23 protein-coding genes are annotated in these 23,717 nt (G+C 59.6%); 19 read left to right on the plus strand and 4 right to left on the minus strand.

The annotated features are described in order from the left end of the window. The first annotated feature begins 222 nt into the window (after positions 1-222). The 11 genes from KUF73_RS24860 to KUF73_RS24910 all read left to right on the plus strand — a co-directional run bounded on the left by KUF73_RS24860 (position 223) and on the right by KUF73_RS24910 (position 10,844). A complete protein-coding gene (locus KUF73_RS24860; protein ID WP_218440647.1) occupies positions 223-1,374 on the plus strand; it encodes a DUF2515 family protein in 1,152 nt (383 codons plus the stop codon). Positions 1,375-1,418: 44 nt separating this feature from the next. Beyond that, positions 1,419-2,000: a hypothetical protein gene (locus tag KUF73_RS24865; RefSeq protein WP_256345688.1), complete on the plus strand. Its 582-nt coding sequence runs from the start codon at positions 1,419-1,421 to the stop codon at positions 1,998-2,000. 61 nt (positions 2,001-2,061) lie between these two features. Continuing rightward, positions 2,062-2,568, plus strand: coding sequence for an Hcp family type VI secretion system effector (locus KUF73_RS24870; protein WP_218440648.1), 507 nt, complete (start codon positions 2,062-2,064; stop codon positions 2,566-2,568). Then, positions 2,565-3,041 (plus strand): hypothetical protein, encoded by a 477-nt coding sequence (locus KUF73_RS24875; protein WP_218440649.1) that lies wholly within the window; start codon positions 2,565-2,567, stop codon positions 3,039-3,041. The genes KUF73_RS24870 and KUF73_RS24875 overlap by 4 nt, the downstream gene beginning before the upstream one ends. Positions 3,042-3,193: 152 nt before the next feature. Then, complete coding sequence (locus tag KUF73_RS24880) at positions 3,194-4,261, plus strand: DUF2333 family protein (protein ID WP_218440650.1); 1,068 nt, start codon at positions 3,194-3,196, stop codon at positions 4,259-4,261. A 3-nt stretch (positions 4,262-4,264) separates the two neighbouring features. Then, entirely contained in the window at positions 4,265-4,822 is a 558-nt protein-coding gene (locus tag KUF73_RS24885; protein WP_218440651.1) for an NUDIX hydrolase, read from the plus strand. A gap of 281 nt (positions 4,823-5,103) precedes the next feature. Next, a complete protein-coding gene (locus KUF73_RS24890) occupies positions 5,104-5,475 on the plus strand; it encodes a translation initiation factor Sui1 (RefSeq protein ID WP_218440652.1) in 372 nt (123 codons plus the stop codon). Positions 5,476-5,693: 218 nt separating this feature from the next. Next, the gene (speA, locus tag KUF73_RS24895) at positions 5,694-7,607 is read left to right on the plus strand and encodes an arginine decarboxylase (protein ID WP_218440653.1); all 1,914 of its coding nucleotides are present in this window, start codon (positions 5,694-5,696) and stop codon (positions 7,605-7,607) included. 232 nt (positions 7,608-7,839) lie between these two features. Beyond that, positions 7,840-9,156 carry a contractile injection system protein, VgrG/Pvc8 family gene (locus KUF73_RS24900; RefSeq protein ID WP_218440654.1) on the plus strand — a complete coding sequence of 439 codons (1,317 nt, stop codon included), beginning with the start codon at positions 7,840-7,842 and terminating at the stop codon, positions 9,154-9,156. Then, positions 9,153-9,950 (plus strand): DUF4123 domain-containing protein, encoded by a 798-nt coding sequence (locus KUF73_RS24905; RefSeq protein ID WP_218440655.1) that lies wholly within the window; start codon positions 9,153-9,155, stop codon positions 9,948-9,950. Before KUF73_RS24900 ends, KUF73_RS24905 begins: the two co-directional genes overlap by 4 nt. A gap of 18 nt (positions 9,951-9,968) precedes the next feature. Further along, positions 9,969-10,844: an alpha/beta hydrolase gene (locus KUF73_RS24910; RefSeq protein ID WP_218440656.1), complete on the plus strand. Its 876-nt coding sequence runs from the start codon at positions 9,969-9,971 to the stop codon at positions 10,842-10,844. Here KUF73_RS24910 and KUF73_RS24915 read toward each other — a convergent pair. Continuing rightward, positions 10,838-12,184 carry an MATE family efflux transporter gene (locus KUF73_RS24915; RefSeq protein ID WP_218440657.1) on the minus strand — a complete coding sequence of 449 codons (1,347 nt, stop codon included), beginning with the start codon at positions 12,182-12,184 and terminating at the stop codon, positions 10,838-10,840. The genes KUF73_RS24910 and KUF73_RS24915 overlap by 7 nt on opposite strands. Positions 12,185-12,343: 159 nt before the next feature. After that, positions 12,344-12,637 (minus strand): hypothetical protein, encoded by a 294-nt coding sequence (locus KUF73_RS24920; protein WP_218440658.1) that lies wholly within the window; start codon positions 12,635-12,637, stop codon positions 12,344-12,346. A 203-nt stretch (positions 12,638-12,840) separates the two neighbouring features. On the opposite strand from KUF73_RS24920, the gene KUF73_RS24925 reads away from it, so the two are divergent. The 5 genes from KUF73_RS24925 to KUF73_RS24945 all read left to right on the plus strand — a co-directional run bounded on the left by KUF73_RS24925 (position 12,841) and on the right by KUF73_RS24945 (position 17,367). Beyond that, complete coding sequence (locus tag KUF73_RS24925) at positions 12,841-13,143, plus strand: MazG-like family protein (protein ID WP_007951009.1); 303 nt, start codon at positions 12,841-12,843, stop codon at positions 13,141-13,143. Beyond that, entirely contained in the window at positions 13,143-13,892 is a 750-nt protein-coding gene (locus tag KUF73_RS24930) for a methyltransferase domain-containing protein (protein ID WP_218440659.1), read from the plus strand. The genes KUF73_RS24925 and KUF73_RS24930 overlap by 1 nt, the downstream gene beginning before the upstream one ends. Positions 13,893-13,904: 12 nt before the next feature. Then, a complete protein-coding gene (locus KUF73_RS24935) occupies positions 13,905-14,522 on the plus strand; it encodes a DUF4136 domain-containing protein (protein ID WP_218440660.1) in 618 nt (205 codons plus the stop codon). A 54-nt stretch (positions 14,523-14,576) separates the two neighbouring features. Next, the gene (locus KUF73_RS24940) at positions 14,577-15,134 is read left to right on the plus strand and encodes a DUF4136 domain-containing protein (protein ID WP_218440661.1); all 558 of its coding nucleotides are present in this window, start codon (positions 14,577-14,579) and stop codon (positions 15,132-15,134) included. Between the two features lie 250 nt (positions 15,135-15,384). Continuing rightward, entirely contained in the window at positions 15,385-17,367 is a 1,983-nt protein-coding gene (locus tag KUF73_RS24945; RefSeq protein WP_218440662.1) for a pilus assembly protein TadG-related protein, read from the plus strand. Here KUF73_RS24945 and KUF73_RS24950 read toward each other — a convergent pair. Further along, positions 17,337-20,105 carry an ATP-binding protein gene (locus tag KUF73_RS24950; RefSeq protein WP_218440663.1) on the minus strand — a complete coding sequence of 923 codons (2,769 nt, stop codon included), beginning with the start codon at positions 20,103-20,105 and terminating at the stop codon, positions 17,337-17,339. The genes KUF73_RS24945 and KUF73_RS24950 overlap by 31 nt on opposite strands. Continuing rightward, positions 20,102-20,542 (minus strand): TadE/TadG family type IV pilus assembly protein, encoded by a 441-nt coding sequence (locus KUF73_RS24955; protein WP_218440664.1) that lies wholly within the window; start codon positions 20,540-20,542, stop codon positions 20,102-20,104. Before KUF73_RS24955 ends, KUF73_RS24950 begins: the two co-directional genes overlap by 4 nt. A 75-nt stretch (positions 20,543-20,617) precedes the next feature. Here KUF73_RS24955 and KUF73_RS24960 point away from each other — a divergent pair, with 75 nt between their 5' ends. From KUF73_RS24960 to KUF73_RS24970, 3 genes are all read left to right on the plus strand, one after another. After that, positions 20,618-21,127 (plus strand): prepilin peptidase, encoded by a 510-nt coding sequence (locus KUF73_RS24960; RefSeq protein WP_218440665.1) that lies wholly within the window; start codon positions 20,618-20,620, stop codon positions 21,125-21,127. A gap of 62 nt (positions 21,128-21,189) precedes the next feature. Continuing rightward, entirely contained in the window at positions 21,190-21,981 is a 792-nt protein-coding gene (locus tag KUF73_RS24965) for a response regulator transcription factor (RefSeq protein WP_218440666.1), read from the plus strand. A 1,241-nt stretch (positions 21,982-23,222) separates the two neighbouring features. Beyond that, entirely contained in the window at positions 23,223-23,570 is a 348-nt protein-coding gene (locus tag KUF73_RS24970) for a DUF6124 family protein (RefSeq protein ID WP_218440667.1), read from the plus strand. Positions 23,571-23,717: the final 147 nt, after the last annotated feature.

Consider the following 23,717-nt stretch of genomic DNA (forward strand, 5'->3'; position numbering starts at 1 on the left):
AGTGCATTCAGTTTGTGACCAATGAGTCTCGGTGGGCGCGACGCTAGGCGGTAGAACCCCATAAATTGGGTGTTCCAGGAGATTTCCTGATCATTTTCAGGCCGCTTCCCATGGCTTGGAGGACCTCGTCTGTCAGCTGTTTCTGATTTTGCGCGTGCATGATCCCGTCGGGATTTTCGCCTGATAGGGTTCAGGGATTCCCCTACAGCCGGCCCGCGAACCATGACCCTGTGTTTCAAAGAACATCCCAGCGATGACCAGCGGCTGAACCACAACACCACACCCATTGCCGATTGTGAATGCAAGGAGGAGCGGCTCTACGGCAGCAAAACCCTGGTCACCGAGGTGCCGATTCTCACGTGCTCATGCCTTTGGCGTATCTACCAGCGCGAGGCTGAAGAGATCGTCGCGCCCAACGGTGTATTGATCGCCGATCCGGTGGAGCGCAACCGCGTGATCAACGCGGCTTATGCCCGGTTGTGGCTGCATGACCCTCGGTTTCAGTGGGCCGGGTTGGCGGCGTTTGCTTCCAAGCAGGTCGGTTGCGGGTTGTTGCATGCGGCGCAAAGTGTGGAGCGTATTGGCGAGGAGCGTGAGGCTCGGGTGCGTTTGCGAGACAGCCGCCGTGAATACGGTCTGCTGACATCGGGCAGGATGTCAGAACAGGCAGATGCTTTGCGCAACTATAAAGAAGCGGATGCGCGTAACCCTGTTCCTTCTTTGGACCTCTATCCCGCGGGCGAGGATTTGTCGCTGGTACAGCAGCAATACCGGCATGTGCACGACATGATGGCATTGGGGAATACCACGCTGTTTCTGGATGTTTATCCGTTGCATGAGTTTTATGCGAAGCGTGGGTTGAGGGAGTTGAAGTACTGTCTGGAGAACCGAGCGGGAATTTATGGGCATCCGACGTTTCCGGTGTTTTGGCCGGTGGATCAGGAAGCACTCCCTTTTGGGTTGAGTTACGTTGAGGTTCTACAAGCTTTTGAGGCGATAGACGCCGGAGATATAGTCGGTGGCGTTAAGCATTTGGCGGGGCATGAGCAGCGCAACATTCTCCAGCCTACGATTTACAAAGATCGCCAGTTGGTGGCGTTGCTGCGTGGCAACCACGTTTCCTATGTGACCGGCTTTCCTTCCGGTGCGGCCCAGGCTATTGAGTTGACGCTTACCAGCCAATGCCAGCGTGTAGAGGATGGGCGAACCATCGGTTTTGATAACAGCCCGCTGGCGGACTTGTCGGACATTCAACAACGAATGCCCTTTGTGCTGCGGGCCGCATCTCGCTTCGACGAGATGTTGCAGGGTGCTGACCGGCCGGCGTTGGAGCAATCCATTCGAGAGATCGCTGCGGTGGGCGGGCAGTCGTGATCATGTCGTGGCGAGCGTATCGCGGCTGGCGGCAGGCAGTGTTGATGATTTTGATTGTACTGGGGGTGCTCTGGGCGATCGGAGTGCTGTCGGATGAGCCGGAAATCGCTCTGGAAATGGGTGGCACCTATGAAGATTTGCGCGAACGCTCGTCCGCGTCCTTTAGTCCACTGATACCCGGTGAAATCTGGATGGGGCTTCCCACGACTGATGCACGATTGCGATTCATCGACCAGCAGTACGAATTCATTACTCCTCAGGCACGTTTTTTCACCGTTGGATTTGACGACAACATAATCATAAGTATCCGCATGTCACCTATGGTCGAGCCGTTGCTGCTCGATGACGCCTTGAAGGTAGCGCTGGATTTACAGGATCAGTGGCGCCGCGGCGGATGGCGGGTTGCCGGCCCCAGAACCTATCCGCCCTTTGCCGACACACCGGCATGGCGTGCCCGGCTACGGGCTAAGAACCGGGTAGGAACGACTTACTGGCTGGCGGGTGAAAAATACCAGGTAGCGATGTTCATGCACCGTTTCGCAGACAGCACGCATCCAGACGAAGAGCGCTATCTGATCACCCTCTCGATAGGCAAGCCGTGGACACCCTTCGATGATGACCAGTGACCGCCCCCAAGAATCCCATCCCATTCCTTCGCGCCTCAACCTCAATAAAAGGAACCCCACCATGCCATCCCCAGCCTTCATGACCCTGCGCGGTGAACGCCAAGGCCTCATCAGCGCCGGTGCCTTCACCCAGGCGTCGGTGGGCAACATCTACCAGTTGGGACGTGCGGACCAAATCATGATTCAGGCGCTCAGCCATGGCGTTTTTGTGCCCAGAGGGTCAGGAGCGGGTCGCCGGATGCACAAGCCGTTGATCATTACCAAGTCAATCGACAAGTCATCGCCGCTGATCAACAACGCTTTGTGTTCCGGGGAGTTGCTCAGCCAGTGCCGCGTCGAGTGGTATCGCACCTCGGCGCAGGGAACGCAGGAACATTTCTACACGATGGAGTTGGAGGACGCGTTGATCATCGGTGCCGAAGTGCTCATGCCGCATTGCCAGGACCCGGGCACCGCACACCTGACGCAGCTGGAGAAAGTCCACTTCAGCTACCGGCGAATCTATTGGCGGCATGAAATCAGCGGGACCATGGGCTCCGACGAGTGGAGTGCAGAGGCGTCGGCATGAGGCTGGTCGATGAGTTTCATCTGACCCCGTGGGAGCGCCAACATGCCTACCCCGGCGAGCAAGCACTGGATCACGTCCGTCAGGCCTTGCAAGATCGGCAACCGATCGAAGGTATGCACGAGTTGCGTGCCGGGCTGATGATCGACATCGACGACGAGGTGCTCCATCAGGTTGAGCGTGGCGAGTGGCGGTTGATCAGGCCTGAAGCCGATTACGGCGACTGGGCGGTGCCGCTGCTCATCTTCGAGCACAAGGTCATGGCGTTGATGAGAAATCCGCCGCCCCAGGCTTCACGGTCACCGAGGATCTTCCGCATCGTTGAAAGCGAAACGGCCGCGCCGCTGACTCAGCAGCGCTACTTTGCGACTGTGGAAGGACAGGTTGCCGCGCGCAGAACCGACGGTCAGGGCATCGCCCATCTCTTTGGGCCAGCTGAGCTGCAGCAGATTTCAATGCCGGTCATCGGCGTTTAGCGCTGGCATGGGCACTGGGTTAATTGGCAACGGTTGACGAAGGTTCGGGCGGTAATTTTCGGGATAAACCCAACGGCGGGTGCCGGGCCAAGGCACGTTGTTGTATGGTTGTGGTCGAACCGATGAACCCAAGTGATTGAAAGGATATCGCCATGCTGGACTGGAAGAACCGCGCCGGTAGCGCGCCTGAACGTGCCGCTGAACCGAAATCGGCTACCCGCAGTTATCTGGGTGGCCTGCTGTTCAGCCGGGCGCTGGCTACCCTGATCGGCATTTACCTGCTGGTGGCGTGCGGTCTGGGCTGGTACTGGAGTGAAGAGCCCGCGCTGTTTCCGGTGCAGCAGAATGCGCAAATGGCTGCCGAGAAAGAAGGCAAGCAAATGGTGGTTGGCTACACCACCGTCGAAACCCTCAAGACCGTTGCCGGCACTTTGCTGACCAAGCCGGGCGGTTACATCTCCAACGACCGTTTCCCGCCGGGCCTGTGGATGGACAACATGCCAAGCTGGGAATATGGCGTGCTGGTGCAAGTGCGCGATCTGACGCGCGCCATGCGCAAGGACTTCGCCCGCTCGCAGTCGCAATCGGCTGAAGATGCGGATCTGGCCAAGGCCGAGCCGCGCTTCAACTTCGATAACAAGAGCTGGATCCTGCCGTCCACCGAATCGGAGTATCAGGAAGGTATCAACTCCTTGAGCCGCTATCAGGCTCGGCTGTCGGATCCCACGCAGAAAAACGCGCTGTTCTACGCTCGTGCCGACAACCTGAACAACTGGCTCGGGGATGTCGGTACTCGCCTGGGTTCGTTGTCGCAACGGCTGTCGGCCAGCGTTGGCCGGGTCAAGCTCAACACCTCGCTGAAAACCGAAGTGGTTATCCCGGGCCAAGTGCCGCAGGTCGACGAAGAAATCGTCGAAACCCCGTGGATGCAGATCGATAACGTGTTCTATGAAGCTCGCGGTCAGGCTTGGGCCTTGTCGCACCTGCTGCGCGCCATTGAAGTCGACTTTGCCGATGTATTGGCGAAGAAGAACGCCACGGTCAGCGTGCGTCAGATCATTCGTGAACTGGAAGCTTCGCAAGAGCCAGTGTGGAGCCCGATGATTCTCAACGGCAGCGGCTTCGGCGTCCTGGCCAACCACTCGCTGGTCATGGCCAACTACATTTCCAGGGCCAACGCGGCGGTGATCGATTTGCGTCAACTGCTGAATCAGGGCTGAGTCATGGTCGATAACGCCAGAGAGGTTGCCCACCGGGTGGCCTCGGATGCCGAACAGATCGCCTGGGTCGACGAGCAGGACAACCTGCTCGGCGCCCTGGTCCGGTCCGACCTGCGCGAGCGCGGGCTGATCGGGCGCGGCACCTACATTATGTTGTTCAATTCCGCCGGTGAGCTTTGTGTGCACCGTCGGACATTGAGCAAAGCCATTTATCCAGGGTATTGGGACGTGGCGGCGGGCGGTATGGTGCTTGCCACTGAAACTTATGCCGAGTCAGCAGCCCGTGAGTTGGAAGAAGAGCTCGGTGTGAGCGGAGTGGAGTTGACCGCCCATGATCACTTTTTCTTCGAAGACACCGGTAATCGCCTGTGGTGTTCGGCGTTTTCAGCGGTGTGGGATGGCGCGTTGATCCTGCAACCGGAAGAGGTGCTGGAAGCGCGCTTTTTGCCGATTGATGAAGTGCTACGGGAAATCGACGAAAAGCCTTATTGCCCGGACTCTTTGGCAGCGTTAAAGCGCTATCTTCGGGCTCGCGGCGAAGACGTCGCAAAAGCGCTATAAATTGGCGCCGATTGGCTCTTAGCAATCGGCGCTTTTGCCGTTACACTGCGCGACCTTTTCAAACTGAACCGGTATTGCTTTTGTAGGAACTGCCGCAGGCTGCGATCTTTTGACTTTGCATTTGCGTCAAAACCAAAAGATCGCAGCCTCGTTGCACTCGTCAGCTCCTACATAGAGTTATCCCGTTTCAGTAGCGCTGCCCCTGCCTGAGTGGGGCTTCGCGGTCGATGGTGCCGGGTGTCCTGCCGCGACCAGTCTTTGTCCTCCCAAGAGGATTGCCGGTGGCCAAAAAAGCCGCATCCTTCGCCGCCCTTGGTGGCTTGGTATTTTCCACCGACGCAGGTCGTCATTGCCCGGATTGCAGTAAGCCGGTGGACGCCTGTATCTGCAAACAGACCGTAATCCCTGCCGGCGACGGCGTTGCTCGTGTACGTCGCGAAAGCAAGGGCCGTGGCGGCAAGACGGTGACCACCATCACCGGCGTGCCGTTGGCCGAAGACGCGCTCAAGGACCTGGCCACCACGTTGAAAAAACGTTGTGGCACCGGTGGAGCGTTGAAAGACGGGATCATTGAAATCCAGGGCGATCATGTCGAGCTACTCTTGGCCGAGTTGATCAAGCACGGTTTCAAGGCAAAGAAGTCCGGCGGCTAGCAGCCTCTGTGAAAACCACCCGCGGCTTGATCCAGTCCTGTTTGCCTCAAGGGCTGGCGTCGTCACCATGGTTTTCACAGAGCCTGTTCATGACCGGTTTCTAAACTCACTGCGGTCGGCGGGGTCTATCCCTCGTTGACGAACCGTCATTTTCATTCTTTAGACTGCGCCGGCCTGAATCCAGGCGACGCACTATGACTTCTTTATAGGGGACTTCGATGTCCGTACGACGCACACGCAAAGACGATGGCAGCCAATGGACAGTTGCGGACAGCCGCAGTGTTTACGGGATTCGCCATTGGGGGGCCGGGTATTTCGCGATCAATGACGCCGGTCGCGTCGAAGTTCGTCCGAACGGTCCGAGCAGTTCGCCTATCGACCTGTTCGAGCAAGTTGACCAGCTGCGCAAGAGCGGCCTGTCCTTGCCGTTGCTGGTACGTTTTCCGGACATTCTGCAAGACCGCGTGCGTCAGCTGACCGGCGCATTCGACGCCAACATCGAGCGTCTGGAATACCAGAGCAAGTACACCGCGCTGTACCCGATCAAGGTGAACCAGCAGGAAGCGGTGATCGAGAACATCATCGCCACCCAGAACGTCTCCATCGGTCTGGAAGCCGGCTCCAAACCTGAACTGCTCGCGGTGCTGGCATTGGCGCCGAAGGGCGGCACCATCGTCTGCAACGGCTACAAGGACCGCGAGTTCATCCGTCTGGCGCTGATGGGCCAGAAGCTTGGTCACAACGTGTTCATCGTGATCGAGAAAGAATCCGAAGTCGGCCTGGTGATCGAAGAAGCGGCGTCGCTCAAGGTCAAGCCTCAGGTTGGCCTGCGCGTGCGTCTGTCGTCTCTGGCATCGTCCAAGTGGGCGGACACCGGTGGCGAGAAATCCAAATTCGGCTTGTCGGCGGCGCAGCTGCTGTCGGTGGTTGAACGGTTCCGCGCTGCCGGTCTGGACCAAGGCATTCGCCTGCTGCACTTTCACATGGGTTCGCAGATCGCCAACCTGGCGGACTACCAGCACGGTTTCAAGGAAGCGATCCGCTACTACGGCGAGCTGCGCAACCTTGGCCTGCCGGTTGACCATATTGACGTCGGCGGTGGCCTGGGCGTGGACTACGACGGTACGCACTCGCGTAACGCCAGTTCGATCAACTACGACATGGACGATTACGCCGGTGTCGTGGTCGGGATGCTCAAGGAGTTCTGCGACGCGCAGAGCCTGCCGCACCCGAACATCTTCTCCGAAAGCGGCCGCTCCCTGACCGCGCACCACGCCATGCTGGTGATTCAGGTCACCGACGTCGAGAAACACAACGACGACGTGCCGCAGATCGACAACAAGGAAACGCTGCCGGAAACCGTGCAGTGGCTGGTGGACCTGCTGGGTCCGACCGATATCGAGATGGTCACCGAAACCTACTGGCGCGCCACGCACTACATGAGCGATATCGCCGCCCAGTACGCCGATGGCAAGCTGACCCTGGCTGAAAAAGCCCTGGCCGAGCAATGTTACTTCGCCGTGTGCCGTCGCCTGCACAACTCGTTGAAGGCGCGCCAGCGTTCTCATCGTCAGGTGCTGGACGAACTCAACGACAAGCTCGCCGACAAGTACATCTGCAACTTCTCGGTGTTCCAGAGCCTGCCGGACACCTGGGCCATCGACCAGGTACTGCCGATCATCCCGTTGCACCGTCTCGACGAAGAACCGATGCGTCGTGCCGTGTTGCAGGACTTGACCTGCGACTCCGACGGCAAGATCAACCAGTACGTCGACGAGCAGAGCATTGAGACCAGCCTGCCGGTGCACGCGCTGAACGAAGGCGAGGACTACCTGCTGGGTGTGTTCCTGGTCGGCGCTTATCAGGAAATTCTGGGCGACATGCACAACCTGTTCGGTGACACCGATTCGGTGAACATCTACCAGAACGCCGACGGCAGCGTGTACCACGCCGGTATTGAAACCCACGACACCATCGAAGACATGCTGCGTTACGTCCACTTGTCGCCGGAAGAGCTGATGACCCACTACCGCGACAAGTGCGCCAATGCCCGCATCAGTGCCAGCGAGCGCACTCAGTTCCTTGATGCTCTGCGTCTGGGCCTGACCCGCTCGTCTTACCTCTCTTCTTGAGGTAAGTCCCGCTCTCATCGGGTTGTCTGAAAATGTTCCGCACGCTGCGGAAATTTCAGATGACCTGGTGCGACGCCTCTCTTTTTCCCTGCGAAATGACCTACGTCCTTGGCCATCCAGGCCATTTGGTCTTCTTTTCGCGTAGGTCATTTCCTAAGTTGTACTTCGCCTCTCTACTCGGCCATGTCTCTCGGCGAGAATCCCCGGCCGCCCCTCCTGTAGAGAATCGCCGATGTTCGATCCAGCCAACGAACCTGCATTTCGTCTGGACGTAGCAGGTCTGTCCGACGTCTTCGAGGTACTGGCCTTTACCGGTAGAGAAGCCATCAGTGAGCCATTCGTATTCGACATGGAGCTGCTGGTCAATGACCCCGCGCTCGACCTCGCCAGCCTCTTGTACCGTTCAGCCTCGTTGTATTTCGGGCCAGCGGGCAACAGCGTCCACGGGCAATTGCATGAGCTGATCCAGCGTGAACATGGATCGATGAACCGGCTCTGTCATGTGCGCCTGGGGCCTCGGCTGGCTTGCCTTTCCCAACGTTTCAGCCAGCGCATCTTCAGCGCCCGCTCGGTGCCGCAAATCCTCGATCAGGTGCTCAGGGAGCACGGCATTGTCGGCCAGGATCGGCGCTTTGAACTGGACGGCGATTACCCCGCCCGTGATTTCTGCACGCAGTACCGTGAATCGGACCTGCAATTTATCCAACGCCTGTGCGCCCAGGAGCGGCTGCACTACCACTTCGAACACCGGGCTCGCGGGCACTGCGTGGTGTTTGCCGATGGACAGGGGCATTTCCGTCGCGGCGAAACGGCGCTGTTCAGCAGCGAAGGCGAGCGCCCGGCGGTGCGCCGTTTCGAGGTTCAGCGAAGCGCGGACAGTTCGGTGCAGAGTGCGCAGTGCGGTAGCGACCTGCCGATGCTGCGCAGCGCTCAACTGATGCCGCTGGCGGGGCATCCGGTTGCCGAGTGGAATCAGCTGTGGCTGCTGACCCATGTCGAGCATCAGGGCAGTCAGGACCCCATCGCGCCCTACAGCAACCAGTTGCGTGCGATGCGTTGGGAGGTGGCGTTTGAGTCGTCATCTATTGCAGAGAAACCGACCATGCGGGGGCTGCAGCGTGCATGGGTGGTAGATGTCGATGAGCTCCGGCCTGACCCTTCCCGGCCGGTGGCGGTGCAATTTGACTGGTTGTATCAGGGGGAAGGTGCAACGCCCAGCCACTGTTGGCTGCCATTGGCGCCGGGGCTGGCATTGGCAAGCGCCGCGCAGTTGAGTGAAGGCGCGGAGGTGGTGGTGAGCTTTATCGAAGGTGATCCGGACCGACCGTTGATTACCGGGTTTCTGCATCAGCCAGACCGGATCGAAGAGGTAGAGACGACGTACGCCACTGATGATTGCCCCTCTGAAGCTGTACAGGGATGGTTGCGCTCCGGTGAACCCTTGTTGTTGCTGTGTTTGCTGCCCGGCGGTGGCCCTTTCAACCATTGCGCGCAGGCCCTTTGCACCTGTCGTGCGGCGACGCGGCTTGGCCAGAGTGGTGCGGCATGATCGCCGTGCAGACACCGGACACGCTGCCGCAATGGTTATTGCTGGACGTACCGGGCGCGCCGCAGGCGGGGTCAGCCCTGCAGCACATGTTTGGCCATGCCCGGTGGTTCTGGTTGTTCGAAAACACTGAGTGGCATGCGCTGCGTGAACAAGGTCCAGCCCTGATCGACCTAAGGACCTGTCCGACGCTGGTCGAACGCTGTCAGGGCGAGGCACAGCGCTGGCCGGGCCTGCTGTTGCTCAGCGAAGCACCGGTGTCGACGTTGCTGGCGCACTTGCGGCGCATGCTCTCGGTGAGTTTCGGCCTGCACCACCGGGCCCTGCTGAGTTACTACAACCCGCACACCGCCAGTTACTTTTTTGATGCCTGCGACGCCGGGGAGTTGAGTCGCTGGCTGGGGCCGATCAACCAGTTGCGCTGGTACGGCGGGACCTGGGCCGACCGTGCAATCGGCCGTCATGGCTGGCAACAGTTAATCAATCCGTTGCTTGCCGTCAGCCCGTTAGCGATTGAAGAAACACTCAGCCCTCATCAGAAGGCAAGGCTGCAAACCTGCCTGCTGGAACAGCATGCGTGGCAATGGTGCACATCCACCGGGACCGATTACTACACGCTGTGGTCCCACATGGAGGAAGGGCTGGCGCTGGGCTTTAGCGAACGCCCGGTGCTGGATGGCTGGTTATGGCTACGCTTGCAGTACCCCGGCGTTGTACCTGAACTGCCCTTGTCGGGAGCCACTCAGCAAGAATGCCTGGATAATCTGCGCAACCGTTGGCAGAACCTTCAACCCTGAACATGAGGCTCGACACCGATGGCGAGCAGGGTTAAGCGGATCATCAGCCTGGCGCTCGGCGGTTTGCTGCTGGCGGTAATGAGCGCGTGTTCACCGCTGAAAATGCTCAATGCCCTGACCCCCGACGGGACCTTCGATAAGACCGAGGGCATTGCCTATGGCAGTGATCCGCGGCAAAAACTCGATGTGTATGTGCCGCACCATCCGATGGCGGGTGCCCCGGTGGTGGTGTTTTTCTATGGCGGCAGCTGGAACAGTGGATCACGCAGCGACTACGGATTTGTCGGTGAGGCCTTGGCGTCCCGGGGGATCGTCGCGGTACTGGCGGACTATCGGTTGTATCCACAGGTGCGTTATCCACTGTTTCTCGAAGACGCCGCCAGCGCAGTGGCCTGGTCCCATGAGCACATCCGGCAGTACGCCGGGAACCCGCAGCGCTTGTACCTGATGGGGCACAGTTCCGGGGCCTATAACGTTGCGATGCTGGCACTGGACCTCGCGCTGTTGGCGGCGGTGGGCCTTTCGCCGCACAACCTTAGCGGCTGGATCGGTCTGGCCGGCCCCTATGATTTTTTGCCGATCCAGAATCCGGACGTGCGCCCGGTGTTTTTCTGGCCGGATTCACCGCCGCAATCGCAACCGATCAACCATGTCACCCAAGGCGCGCCGCCAGCGTTGTTGATGGCCTCAACGGACGACGAGGTGGTCAACCCGACGCGCAATACCGGCGGTCTCGCAATCAAGTTGCGTGAAGCGGGCGTGCCGGTGCAGGACCTGTACTTCTCTCGCACCGGCCACGCCATGCTGGTGGCGGCGTTGTCCCGACCCTTGCGCGGTTTGGCGCCGGTACTGGACGAGGTTACGTCGTTCGTCAGGACAACGCCGACTCAGTGAGCGCGGGCGAACCAACCGTCGTTTTGGCGCAGACGCCAGGCAATGGCGCCGAGGGTCAGGCTGCGCAGTAACATGAACAACAGGAAAGTTATCCACAGCCCATGGTTGCCGAAACCTTGCAGTGCCCAGCCGAAGGGCACCAGCAAGGCGACCGTCAACAGCATGCCGTTGCGCATTTCCCGGGCGCGGGTGGCGCCGATGAACAAGCCGTCGAGCAAGTAGCTCCACACCGCGATCAACGGCAGCGCGGCGAGGTAGGGCAAGTAGATGAACGCGGTGTCGCGCACGCTTTCGATGTTGGTCTGCATCTCGATGAACAAGTGACCGGCAAACAGGAACATCACGGCAAAACCCAGGCTCGCCAGCAACGACCAGCCGCATGCCACTACCAATGAGCGACGCAGGGCATCACGGTCGCGGGCACCGATGGCATGCCCGCACAGGGCTTCCACGGCGTGGGCCAGACCGTCGAGTGCGTGGGCCGTCAGCAGCAAGCCGTTGAGCAGCAGCGCGTTGGCGGCGACGGTGGCATCGCCCAGTCGCGCACCTTGCACGGTGATCAGAAAAAACACCGATTGCAGGGCCAGGCTACGAATGAAGATGTCGCGGTTGACCGCCAGCAGCGGTCGCCAGCTCTGCCACAGCGCCAGGGCAGCCCAGGCGATATGACCGGGGTAGGCGCGCAGGGCATGACGGGTCATGAACAGGCCGATCAGCGCACCGGTCCACTCGGCGATGACCGACGCACGAGCGGCACCCACCACGCCCCATTCCAGGCCGAGAACAAACCATAAATTCAACGCAATGTTAACCAGGTTGGTGCTCAGCAGAATCACCAGCGGCGCGCGGGCGTTCTGCGTGCCGAGGAACCAGCCGACCAGCGCATAACTGGCCAGCGCCGCCGGCAGCCCGAACAACCGCGTGTGGAAGAACTCGCGGGTCATTTGATCCAGCTCCGTCGATGGCTGCATGAAATGCAACGCCACGCCGCTCAACGGAACACCCGCTGCGCCCAGCACCACGGCCAGTCCCATGGCCAGCAACAGCCCTTGCAACAAAATCTGCCGCAACGCCGCGCCATCACCTCGGCCGGCTGCCTGGGCGGCGAACCCGGTCGTGCCCATGCGCAGGAAACCCATGCCCCAGGCGAGAAACGTATACAGGCTGGCGCCGACCGCAACGGCACCGAGCTGATGGGCGTGGGGCAAGTGGCCGATGACGGTGCTGTCGACCAGCGCCACCAGCGGTACGGAAATATTCGAGAGAATCATCGGCGCAGCCAGCGCCAAGACCCGACGATGGGTGGGGCGGTCGCGCCAGTCGGCAATCAGGTTGGACATGCAGGCTCCTTGGGGAGCGGGCATTGTAGCGACACATTTTGGAATATGCCGCGAACCATTGTAGGAGCGAGCCTGCTCGCGAAGGTCGTCAGCGATAATGCTGAGAATCTGTAACCCTGGGGTATTTTCAGCTTTATCGCGATCAAGGATTGGGCGGTGTCAGTGAACCACCCAACTCAGCAGCCACAGCCCGAGCATCAGCCAGATGATGCCCATGATGAACGAGGCATTCATGAATGCGCGGATCGCCGACCACAACAACAGCAGCCCCAGGATCAGCGTGGCGATGCTGATGATCGAGGTGTCCATGCCCAAGGCGCGGGACAAGCCTTCGACAAAGTTGCTGCTGGCGCGGCTCATCATTTGAAACAGCCCGCTGAGGCCATCAACGATGAAACGGATGACGGAACCGAGGGCTTGGCCGAGCCATTCGAAAAAACCTTCTACCTGCATGGAATGAGCGTCCTGATCAAAGAAAGGCGTGGTTTGGGCTATCGATCATCGCACCGAGTTCCCTGCAGGAGCTGCCGAAGGCTGCGATCTTTTTGAGTATGGCGCAAAGATTCCTGACTAACACTGTGGGAGCGAGCCCCCAATCTTTGTCACTTGCCTTCACTCGCCATCCCCCCGAAGCTATACGCCTTCAGGAGAGCCCGATGAACCTTGTTGAACTGACCGAACGCCTGCACGCCATCCGTGACCGCAATGACTGGCGGCAATTTCACAGCCCGAAAAACCTGGCCATGGCCGCGAGCGTGGAAATGTCCGAGCTGGTGGAAATTTTCCAGTGGCTGACCGAAGACCAGTCTCGCCAGTTACCGGCGGACAAACTGGCCCATGCCGGGCAGGAAGTCGGCGACATCGTGCTTTATCTATTGTTGTTGTGCAGTGAGTTGGGTCTGGACATGAATGAAGTGGTGCGCAGCAAACTGGCCGACAGCGAACGGAGGTTCAGCTGATGAGCGACCGTCATTTCGATCAACTGGCGACCCGCTTCGCCGAAAAAATCTACGGTGGGGCCAAAGGCGCGATCCGTCTGGCGGTGCTTCAGGCGGATCTGGCTGAAACCTTGCCGGCCCGACCGTTGCGGGTGCTGGACATTGGCGCCGGCCTTGGCCACATGTCGTTGTGGCTGGCGCAGCGCGGCCATGAGGTGACATTGGCCGAACCCGCCGAACCCATGCTCGAAGGCGCTCGTCAGCGCTTCGCCGAGGCTGGGCAGACCGCGACATTTATTCAGGCACCGTGGCAGGAATTGCTCGGTCAACTCACCGAACCCTACGACCTGGTGCTGTGCCATGCGGTGCTGGAATGGTTGGCCGAACCCCATGCAATCCTGCCGGTGCTGCATCAATTGACCAAGCAGGATGGCTGGTTATCACTGGCCTTCTACAACCGCGATGCATTGATTTACCGCAACTTGCTCAAGGGCCATTTCCGCAAGATGCGCAAGAACGACATGGCTGGCGAGAAGCAAAGCCTGACCCCGCAACAACCCCTTGATCCACGGGAATTGGCGGCGCAACTTGAGGGTTTGTGGCAGGTCGAAACCCAAAGTGGGGTGCGGGTTTTTCACGATTACATGCCGGTGGAATTCCAGGCCCGCGCCGAACTGGTGGACCTGCTGGAAATGGAACTGGCCCACCGCCGTCACCCGAGCTTCGCCGGACTTGGGCGTTACTTGCACTGGATTTGTCGACCGGTTTGATCGGAGCACGAAATGAAAAGTCGTACGGGGTTGTTGGTCATGTGTCTGGGATTGGCTGCCTGTCAGGGCGGCAACCCGTATGTGGCAACTTCCAACCCACTTCCACCGGCACCACCTCAGGCGGCCAAGACCTTCGACCGCAGTGCCTACCCGGCGGCGCCGCGTGATTACGGGCGTTATCGCAGTTGGGCCTGGCTCAACGGGCACCTGCCACCAGGCAGTGCGTGGGCGGATTCGGCGCAGGTCGCCGAAGCGGTCAGCAATGCCCTCGATCAACGGGGCTTGCGCCCGCTGCATGACAATCGCCCGGCGGACCTGTTTGTCAGCGCCGACCTGCGTCTGGAAACCCGCTTGCGCCAGGTCCAGGACGACTATGGCTATTACGGCGGTGGCTACTATGGCGGGCACGGCGGCTACGGCAACGGTATTGGCATGTACAACACCGTGCCGATTGTCCGGACTTATCAGGAGCAGGTCGTGGTGGTGCAGGTGGACATGTTCGATGCGCAGAGCGGCCAGCCGGTATGGAGCTCCAGCGCTGAAACCCTGCGCAAGGGCACGCAAATGGAACAAGCGGATGCCATACGCGAGGCTGTAGAAAAGGCCATGTCGGCGTATCCTCCTGGTTAGCTTCTGCAGTTAAGAAGCATTTCACAGGTTCATGTCTTCTACCGGAGAATTATCATGTTCCGCCGTTACGCTTTACTGGCAGTGGTCGCGCTGCTCAGTGCCTGCGCCGCCAACCAGGTCAATCACGACTTCGATGCCAGCCGCGACTTCGCCGCTTATCGCAGCTGGAGCTGGAAAGAACCCGCCCTGCAATATCGCCCTGATGACCCACGGATCAAGAGTGACCTGACCGAACAACGTGTGCGCCAGTCGGTGGCCGATCAACTGGATCAACGCGGCCTGCGCCCGGCGGCGGCCGGTGCCAAAGGTGACTTGAGCGTGCAGACCTACCTGGTTGTCGAAGAACGTCAGCAGCAGATCACTACTAACTATGGCGGCGGTTGGGGCAACCCCTGGAACGGCTACTGGGGCGCACCGATGTACAACGAAACCCGCGTAGTTCCCTACAAGGTCGCCACCATCCAGATCGACATGCTCGACGGCAAGGACGGCAAACTGGTCTGGCGCGGCAGTGACGAGCAGATGCTCAGCCGCACCACCAACCCGTCGGACCGCAGCAACGCGATACGTGAAACGGTCACCCGGATATTGTCCAATTATCCACCGCGGTAAATAGCGGGAAGATCAAAAGATCGCAGCCTTCGGCAGCTCCTACATAGGAGCTGCCGCAGGCTGCGATCTTTTGATTTTGATCAGCGGGCAGCCAGCCAAAGTGCCTACATAGGATTGATGTACTCCTGTAGGAGCTGCCGCAGGCTGCGATCTTTTGATTTTGATCAGCGGCAACCAGCCAAAGTCCCTACTACACTGCTGTTCACCAATGGAGGTCGCGCCAGGCAGCGCGTCGGCAAAGGAGTGCGTCATGTCTCCCCGCATGCAGTTAAGCGGCCCGGCCCGGCAGCGGGGAGCGATCGGCTTGATGGCGGCGCTGACGCTGGCGATGGCGTTGATGTTCGCGCTGGTGGTGATCGACAGCGGTCGGCTCTACCTGGAAAAACGCAGTCTGCAACGTGTCGCTGACATGGCCGCCCTGGAATCCGCCACCCGAGGGGGGGACTGCTCCCCCGGTTCAACAGCAACGGTTTATGCCACCGCCAGCGCCCAACGCAATGGTTTCGCTTTGCCCAGTGATGGACGTGCACTGAACGTCGCCTGCGGTGCGGTGACCCTGGATGCCAACAACTTTCGGGTATTTGCCGTCGACCCCGCCAAAAGCGAGGCCATCCGGGTAATCGCCAGCCATGTCGTGATGCAGAGTGTTGCCGGTGGCATCGGCGCGCTGTTCGGCGGTGCGCCCGCAGGTGCAACGCTCACCCTGAACGCTACGGCAGTCGCCGCGTTACCGCCGCCGCTGGCATCGCTGACCATTCGCAGTGCCGCACTGACATTCGACACCAGCAAGGCAACCATCACCAGTTTGTTGTTCGGTGGCTTGCTGGGAGGCAACGTCAACATCAGTGCGGTGGGTTGGAATGGATTGGTCAATACCAACATCAGCCTGCTCGGCTACCTGAACCGACTGAAAATCGACTTGGGCCTGACCGCCGCCGGCTACGATCAGGTGCTGGGCAACACGATCAACGTCAGCCAGTTGATCCAGACGGCGATCAATGTTCTGGACCCCGGCGGCACACTGGGTGCCAGCGCAACCATCGTCAGCTTGCAGGCACTGAAGGTGGCGGCCGGCACAACGAGCGTGGTGCTGGGTAATATGCTGCATGTCGAAAGTGGCACTGACATTTCGGCCCTGGCAGTGAACCTGAAAGCGTTCGACCTCATTGAAGCGGTGGTGCAGTTAGCCAACAAGAAAAACGGTCTGGTGGCGTCACTGCCGATCAACCTCGCGGGCCTGGCGCAGATCACTGCACGGGTGCAGGTGATGGAACCGCCGCAACTGTCAGCCATCGGCAACCCGAAGACTGCGGCACTGGCACCGTTGGGACCCAACCGGATCTATGTACGAACCGCACAGGTCAAGACGTTGCTGTCGATCAACCTGCCGGTTCTCGACGCCATCACGCCGCTGGTCAATGCCGTCCTGAATCTGGTTGCGCCGCTGACCAACACCCTCAGCGCATTGCTGCATCTGGACCTGGTAGGCGTCATCGATTCGCTGACCTGCGCCTTGGGTGCCGCTTGTGACACGCCGGAAATCAAACTGCTGCCATCACCGATACGGATCGACGTCGCGCTGGAAGCGGCCGGCGCCTGGAGTTACGTCACCGCCTACAGTTGCGTGAGTGCGACCAACAAAAGCTTGACGACCAACACCACGACCACACTGATCGGGCTGAAAATCGGGCAGATCGCACCTGCTGATGTGTTTGGTTCCGCAACCGTCCCGCCGACCAATGTCGTCCTGCCATTGAAAGTCATCGATATCGGTGTGCAGACCTGCAACCGGCTGCTGTTTTTGCCACCGGTCTGCTACAACCATCGACCCGGCATCGGTGGCGGTATCGATATCATGCTCAACACTTCCGTTGCGCAAAACGCCAACATGCCCCACGTGTACACCGCGCCGGCCGCCGCCAACCTTCCGGAAATCAATCAGCCGCCGTTTTACTACGCGTTCACCACCAACAACATCGTCAACAGCCTGAGTACCACGGTCAGCAACCTTGGGGTGAACATGTATGGGCCGTCGGGCAGCATCGTGGGCGGTCTGGGCAGTATCTTGAGTGACGTCACCGCCGCACTGGTCAATGCCGTCAACACAGTGCTCAGCCCATTGCTGGATACGCTAATCAACACCTTGTTGGCGAGCCTGGGAATCGACCTGAACAAAGTCGAAGTCGGCGCCAACCTCAGCTGTCACTCCGGGCGACCGTCGCTGGTGCTCTGATCGTCCGAGGCGATTGGCAACTCGATACAAAAGCGCGCGCCTTGAGTGGTATTTCTGACGCTGAGTTGGCCGCCCATGTTCTCGACGATACCGTAGCTCACCGACAACCCCAGCCCCGTGCCGACGCCCACCGGTTTAGTGGTGAAGAACGGTTCGAAGATCCTTTCCAGCAAACGCGGGTCAATCCCGCCGCCGTTGTCCTCTACCCACAGCCGCACCGTCTGGCCGTTCAGTTCTGCGTACACAGAAATCCATGGCTTGAACTCAGGGTCTTTTTCACGTCTACCGAGTAACGCATCCCGCGCGTTGACCATCAGGTTGATCAACACCTGTTCCAGCTGATCAACGTAACCGAGCACTTGCACGTCAAATCCGGTTTCGCTGATGCGCAAATCAACGCCTTTGCCGCGCATGCCTTCGGCCAGCAGCGACAACGTGCCCTCGATGGCCTGGGCCGGATTGAACGGGTGTTGTTCAATTTCCGAGCGGCGGCCGAACACCCGCATGTGATCCACCACCCGTGCGGCGCGTTGCACCTGTGCATCGATGCGGTTGAGCTTGTCGGTCAGGTAATCGACCTGCACATCGCCGTTGCTCAGGCGCTTGAGCACATTGACGATTGCCATACGCATTACGTTCAGCGGCTGGTTGATTTCATGGGCCAGCCCGGTGGCCATTTCGCCCAGGGTGGCCATTTTTGCGCTTTGGGTGAGTTGCTGCTGGGAGCGCCGCACTTCGGTGTTGTCGCGGCCCACGGCCTGAATTTCCTGCAACACACCGTGCTCGTCGAACACCCCGCGATCCGACCAGATCCACCAGGCATGCTCCCGTCCGGGCAGTTGCAGGTTGATTTCCGCGGTACTGACCGGGAACTCGGGGCTGAGCTGACTTTGGCGTTGAAGGAAGGCTTCGCACTGCTGTGGCGACATCCAGCTGCCCAGGTTTACCCCCGGCAATTGTTCGGGCGCGCACTCCAGGTACGCCGCCAACGGACGGTTGCCGAAAGTCAGGGTCAGGTCGGGGCGATAGCGGCAGATCATCGCCGGCGAGTCTTCTACCAGAATCCGATAACGTTCTTCGCTTTGTCTGACCTGCTCGGCAGCCAGCGTTGCGTCGGTGACGTCGAGCCATAGCCCCACGGCTTCCACCGGCAAGCCCAAGTCATCGCGCAGCAACTTGGCCTCGTCGAGCAACCAGTGGTAATCGCCGCGACTGTCGCGCAGTCGATAACGCGCACTCACCGAGCCTTCACGCAACAGTTGCCGGGTGCGCTCGAAATAACGGTCACGGTCCTCGGGGTGAACCCGTTCGACCAACGCACCACTGGCACAGTCGGCAAGTGTCCAGCCGAGCAGCGGCAGCAGGCTATCGCTGAAGAACGTCGGTTGCAGCGCGCCTTCGACATAGCGTTGTACGTAAATCACTGCGGGCGAACTGGCGATCAAATTGTCTAGCCGAGCGTGGGCGGCTGCGGTGTTTTGCTCCTGGTTTTTGATGTCACTGATGTCGAGCATGAAACCCACCAGGCGCCGACCCTTGCCGACGCCCAAGGCCTGGCCTTGCAGGCGATACCAGATCGGCGGCAGTGCGGCGTCGTGGCGATAGGCGCGCACGCACAGCAGCAAAGGCGTGCCTTCATCTTGCAGGGCCTGCAAACGACTGCGCAGCTCTTCGCGGTCGGCGGGATGTATTTGTTCGAACCAGTCGTGCAGCGGCAAGCGAGCGTTGGCAAGGTTCAAGGCGCAGGCCAGCGAGGGCGCCAGTTGCACTTGCGTGCTGTCGCCGAACAGCTCCCACCAACCGGTACCCAATAAGGCTTGCAGGGATTCCAGGCGTTCCAGTTGCAGATGGTGCCCATGCTCTCGCAAGCGCTCCAGCAAGGGGCCGGCGAGTGCGGCGGCGAGCTGCAACCAGTCGCGCTCGCTGACGTCTGGCGCTCGTTGCTGCACCGGGTAGCAACCACAAAGCAACCAGGCGACCACCCCTTGAGCATCGTGATAAGGCACAACGAAGCCTTCGTTAATGCCGAAGGTGCTTTGCAGGCGCGGGTGTTCGAGAGGGTTCAAGTGCTGCGGTGCGGAGCCGTTCAGGCTGTCGAGGCCGGTACCCAGTTGCTGTCCGGTGTGCCACAGTCGCGGCGCATCGAAGCCCTCGAAATGCTGGTGAATCTGCCAACCCTGTTCCTGCTCGTCGAGTAACGCCAGGGCGATGCATGGAATATGAAAGCGCTGGGCCAGGCTTTGCAGTTGCTCGCTCAGCACATCGGGCAAGCGGGCCAGGCTGCACAGACGCAACTGCTCGCCAATCTGCACGGCGAGCAACTGGCATTGCTCGCGCACACGCGATTGCCGGCGTTCGAGCAGCAAATCGCCGATGTCCAGTAACTGCAGTAACCAGATATCGGCCAACGGCTGGACCCAGCCGCGCAAATGCAGGGGCTGGCCGCTGAGGCTGTAAAAATCCAGGTCGAGACTCTGACCCTGCCAGTGGGCGGGAGAGCCTTCGACGACGAGGCAACAGTGTGGCAACAGGAAGTCGAGCAGGCGCGGCGCCTGGGCAGCAGGTGTCTGCTGAGCCAGCAGATGGCGCAGCGGGCCGGTCAAATGCAGCACCCGACCTTCGGCATCCAGATGCATCTGCAAACCCACACCAGGCATGCTCGCAGGCGGCGCGATTTCCAGCGGCGGTGGCGGGTGACGGTTGAGCAGACGCCCGAACAGCTTGTCCCCTGCACTCAAAATTGCAGGCTCGAACTGGCGGTGAGTGTCGCGGGTAAATTAGGCACAGGGCCGATCCCCGGCAGGTTCAAAAACGGAATGACTGCACTCAATTTATTGGTAGGGTAATTGATGGTCACCTTCAGCACTCCAGCGACATAAGTGATGGTCGTGTCAGTGGCCACATTGAAGTTCAGCCCCGCAGGAATCCATGCCAGTTGCCGGGTCAACTCCTGCGTGGCGGTGTTTTTGAGTACGGTGTCGTAACCCGGTGTAGTGGGGTCCAGCGCTACGCTTCGGCGCACCGCTTCGGCGGTCGATTGGTTGAATGACTGCACCAGCAATAACGGCAGGCTGTACGTGACAATCGCGTAAAACACCGCGAAAAAAATGACGAACACCAAGGCAAATTCAATCGCGACGGCGCCTTTTTGTTTGCGGGGGAGGTTGGTTTTCATGAGTGCGTCTACCCTGACAATCACTGCGTAATATCAGCATAGAATCATTCAGCCGAAACGGATGTTTTTTACCGGATGCAAAACTTTGTCCTACTGATCTGGCTGACGCTGTGCGCAGCGCAGGACGCCCGTGAGCGACGCATCGCCAATGGCCTGACCCTCGGCGCGGGGGCGTTGGCGCTGGCCTGGTTGCTATGGAGCGGAACCACCTGGCTGGGCGCCAGCGCCGAGCAGGGCGGTTGGGCTGTGTTGCTGGCGCTGGCCTTCACCTTGCCTGGTTATGCAATGCGACGCTTGGGCGCGGGGGACGTGAAATTGATGGCTGCGCTGGGGCTCGCGACCGATGGTCGGCATGTGCTGGGCGTATTTATCGGTGCCGGCCTGGCCAGTGTGTGCTGGCTGCTGCTGGCGCCAAGAGTCTGGCTTCATATCGGTCAAGGGCTTAGGGGGCATCTGCGCTACCTGGAACCTGGAATGTCAAAGAAACAGCCCTTTGCGCCCTTCTTGTGGGTGGGGTTGATGCTGACATTGGCCGTTTTTGGTTTTTGTACAGAGTCAGAAAGTGCGACTACTTTCATACAGTAGTTGTACAGCCTGTGGCTGTGGGTACAGGAACGGTCATCCTTTGACCTGGCAGGGAGTTGCACGTGAACAAGCGTATCTCGGCAGTAAAAGTCCTTGTGGTCGACGATCAGCCCTTAATCGTCGAAGAACTTTGCGAATTTCTTGAGAACAGCGGCTACCGTTGTGTTCCCTGCGGGTCCAGCCAGCAGGCCATCGAGCGCTTCAATGAAGACCTCGACATCGGTCTGGTGCTCTGCGATTTACACATGCCCCGACTCGATGGCATTCAGTTGGTCCAGGAGCTGCAACGTCTGTCCGGCAAGCATCGTGCTTTTGAGGCGATCATGCTTACCGGGTGCGCGGACAAGCAGGATGTGATCAAGGCGTTGCGCGCAGGGGTTGCCGATTATTACCAGAAGCCGGTTGAGCTGGATGAATTGCTCGCAGGCATACAGCGCCAGGAAGTGGCCTTGCAGGAACGGCAGAAGACCCTGCAACTGGGGCATCTGAATCAGAAGCTGCAATACCTGTCCGAGTCGATCAATGATCTGTATCAGGATCTGGACAAGGTTCGGCGTGCGCCGCTTTCGTCTACGTCGACGGATTCGGGTGATGTCGCTGTCGGCGAAGCGGACCGGCTGGACATTCCGGCAATTTTCAATCAGTTGTCGCCCAGGCAGTTGGATGTGGCGCGGTTGGTGGGCAAGGGGCAGACCAATTATCAGATTGCCTGTGAGTTGGGGATTACCGAGAACACGGTGAAGTTGTATGTGTCCCAGGTGTTGCGGTTGACGCATATGCATAATCGTACGCAGTTGGCGTTGGCTCTGTCGCCGAGTGGTTCCGGGTTGCGCCAACGTGTCACCGCTCACTGAGCCAATCCACTGAAGGAGCTGCCGGAGGCTGCGATCTTTTGATCTTGGCCTTGGCGGCCAGGTAGCCGACCAGGTACTTGGTTGAACGAGTACATATCCATTGTTGCGGTAACGGCCGCTTATGGTTTCGCCCTTACGGCGAGTCCCTTTTGTCAAACGCCACAAAAGGAACCAAAAAGTCTCGCCCCTTGCGTCCGGCCCCTCGCTAAAGCTCGGCGTTCCTTCGCTGCGGTATCCATCCGGGGACACTGCCCTCCGGTCGGCTTCGCTTCGACCTGCATGCAGCGTGTTCGACTGCGTCGAACGGCGCTACGCGCCACTCCCCGGATGAACACCTCCACTCAGCCTCCCGAGGTGGCGGGTGAATCAAGATCAAAAGCTGAAGGCGAGCTAACGCTCGGCCTGATGAGTGGTGGGGAGCAAAAGCTATTCGCCGATCCACTATGCGGGCGGGCTTGCCCGCTAAGGCGGCCTGACAGCCGACCTGAATTTGGTGTGGTCCCCTGTAGGAGCTGCCAAAGGCTGCGATCTTGATCTTTGCGTCCCGACAGCCCATCAATCTTTTCCAGATGTACCCAATCCACTTGTGGGAGGCTTGCCCGCGAAGGCGGCCTGACAGCCGACCTGAATCTGGTGTGGTCCCCTGTAGGAGCTGCCAAAGGCTGCGATCTTTTGATCTTTGCGTCCCGACAGCCCATCAATCTTTTCCAAATGTACCCAATCCACTTGTGGGAGGCGTGCCCGCGAAGGCGGCCTGACAGCCGACCTGAATTTGGTGTGGTCCCCTGTAGGAGCTGCCGAAGGCTGCGATCTTTTGATCTTTGCGTCCCGACAGCCCATCAATCTTTTCCAGATGTACCCATCCAACTGTGGGAGCGACCTCGTTCGCGATGACGGCCCCACATTCGCCGCCGTTTAACGGCCGATCAAAACACCAGAACCTTCCCACACGTTTTTCAGGTTGCCCGTCGGACGTGCGATCTCTAGCCTTGGTCCGTCACTGAAAAAAACAGTGATCGGGCTGTCGCGGCCTGTTCAGTCTACTTGGTGCATAATCCACCCCCACCAAACCAGAGCACTTCGGTGTTTGTCGTCTGGTGTAATGGTGGCTGTACGCGGGATACCTTCGGGTATGCCGGGGTTTGCCAAGTAGCCGGTCCGCGACCCCGCGTACAGCTGCCACCCTTTATCGCTGTCGCGGCGATTCAGTGGCAGCTCCATTTCATACTTGGAGCTTCACCATGATCAAACCAACCCCAAATCCCCCCGAAACCGAAAACGTTTCCCCCGACGAATCCTCAAAAAAGCCCCACAAAGCATTCGAACAAACCCTCGATCATTCTCTCAATCCGCCCAAGGATTCTGCCGTGCGCAAACCCAGCACGATGTTCTTCATCTCCCCTGATATCGACACTGAGAGCCTGTTGGCCCACGCTTTCGAGTCGCTGGCTTCGGCGAGTGTCATGACCAGCGATTTCGCCGGGTTTCTGGAGGGCTCGCAGCGCAACACGATGTTGGGCATTGCACAGGTGATCATGCTGGGTGAGTTGGCCGTAAATCGGGCGTTGGACAACCTCGATCCACAGTAATAACGCGTGGTCAGGCAGACCGCGTTTTGTTCTTCGCGAGCCAGCCCACTCCCACAGGGGTCAATGTCATGCACAAAATCAGTGACCGGCCTGGATCAACTGTAGGAGCGAGCCTGCTCGCGATAGCGGCCTCACAGTCGACCTGAT

Source organism: Pseudomonas sp. PD9R (assembly GCF_019200975.1).
In the GTDB taxonomy this organism is placed as follows: domain Bacteria; phylum Pseudomonadota; class Gammaproteobacteria; order Pseudomonadales; family Pseudomonadaceae; genus Aquipseudomonas.

Bases quoted from the DNA above. Each gene is read 5' to 3' on its own strand.
- KUF73_RS24860 (WP_218440647.1), top strand. From the start codon at position 223: ATGACCCTGTGTTTCAAAGAACATCCCAGCGATGACCAGCGGCTGAAC.
- KUF73_RS24865 (WP_256345688.1), top strand. From the start codon at position 1,419: ATGATTTTGATTGTACTGGGGGTGCTCTGGGCGATCGGAGTGCTGTCG.
- KUF73_RS24870 (WP_218440648.1), top strand. From the start codon at position 2,062: ATGCCATCCCCAGCCTTCATGACCCTGCGCGGTGAACGCCAAGGCCTC.
- KUF73_RS24875 (WP_218440649.1), top strand. From the start codon at position 2,565: ATGAGGCTGGTCGATGAGTTTCATCTGACCCCGTGGGAGCGCCAACAT.
- KUF73_RS24880 (WP_218440650.1), top strand. From the start codon at position 3,194: ATGCTGGACTGGAAGAACCGCGCCGGTAGCGCGCCTGAACGTGCCGCT.
- KUF73_RS24885 (WP_218440651.1), top strand. From the start codon at position 4,265: ATGGTCGATAACGCCAGAGAGGTTGCCCACCGGGTGGCCTCGGATGCC.
- speA (WP_218440653.1), top strand. From the start codon at position 5,694: ATGTCCGTACGACGCACACGCAAAGACGATGGCAGCCAATGGACAGTT.
- KUF73_RS24900 (WP_218440654.1), top strand. From the start codon at position 7,840: ATGTTCGATCCAGCCAACGAACCTGCATTTCGTCTGGACGTAGCAGGT.
- KUF73_RS24905 (WP_218440655.1), top strand. From the start codon at position 9,153: ATGATCGCCGTGCAGACACCGGACACGCTGCCGCAATGGTTATTGCTG.
- KUF73_RS24910 (WP_218440656.1), top strand. From the start codon at position 9,969: ATGGCGAGCAGGGTTAAGCGGATCATCAGCCTGGCGCTCGGCGGTTTG.
- KUF73_RS24915 (WP_218440657.1), bottom strand. From the start codon at position 12,184: ATGTCCAACCTGATTGCCGACTGGCGCGACCGCCCCACCCATCGTCGG.
- KUF73_RS24920 (WP_218440658.1), bottom strand. From the start codon at position 12,637: ATGCAGGTAGAAGGTTTTTTCGAATGGCTCGGCCAAGCCCTCGGTTCC.
- KUF73_RS24925 (WP_007951009.1), top strand. From the start codon at position 12,841: ATGAACCTTGTTGAACTGACCGAACGCCTGCACGCCATCCGTGACCGC.
- KUF73_RS24930 (WP_218440659.1), top strand. From the start codon at position 13,143: ATGAGCGACCGTCATTTCGATCAACTGGCGACCCGCTTCGCCGAAAAA.
- KUF73_RS24935 (WP_218440660.1), top strand. From the start codon at position 13,905: ATGAAAAGTCGTACGGGGTTGTTGGTCATGTGTCTGGGATTGGCTGCC.
- KUF73_RS24940 (WP_218440661.1), top strand. From the start codon at position 14,577: ATGTTCCGCCGTTACGCTTTACTGGCAGTGGTCGCGCTGCTCAGTGCC.
- KUF73_RS24945 (WP_218440662.1), top strand. From the start codon at position 15,385: ATGTCTCCCCGCATGCAGTTAAGCGGCCCGGCCCGGCAGCGGGGAGCG.
- KUF73_RS24955 (WP_218440664.1), bottom strand. From the start codon at position 20,542: ATGAAAACCAACCTCCCCCGCAAACAAAAAGGCGCCGTCGCGATTGAA.
- KUF73_RS24960 (WP_218440665.1), top strand. From the start codon at position 20,618: ATGCAAAACTTTGTCCTACTGATCTGGCTGACGCTGTGCGCAGCGCAG.
- KUF73_RS24970 (WP_218440667.1), top strand. From the start codon at position 23,223: ATGATCAAACCAACCCCAAATCCCCCCGAAACCGAAAACGTTTCCCCC.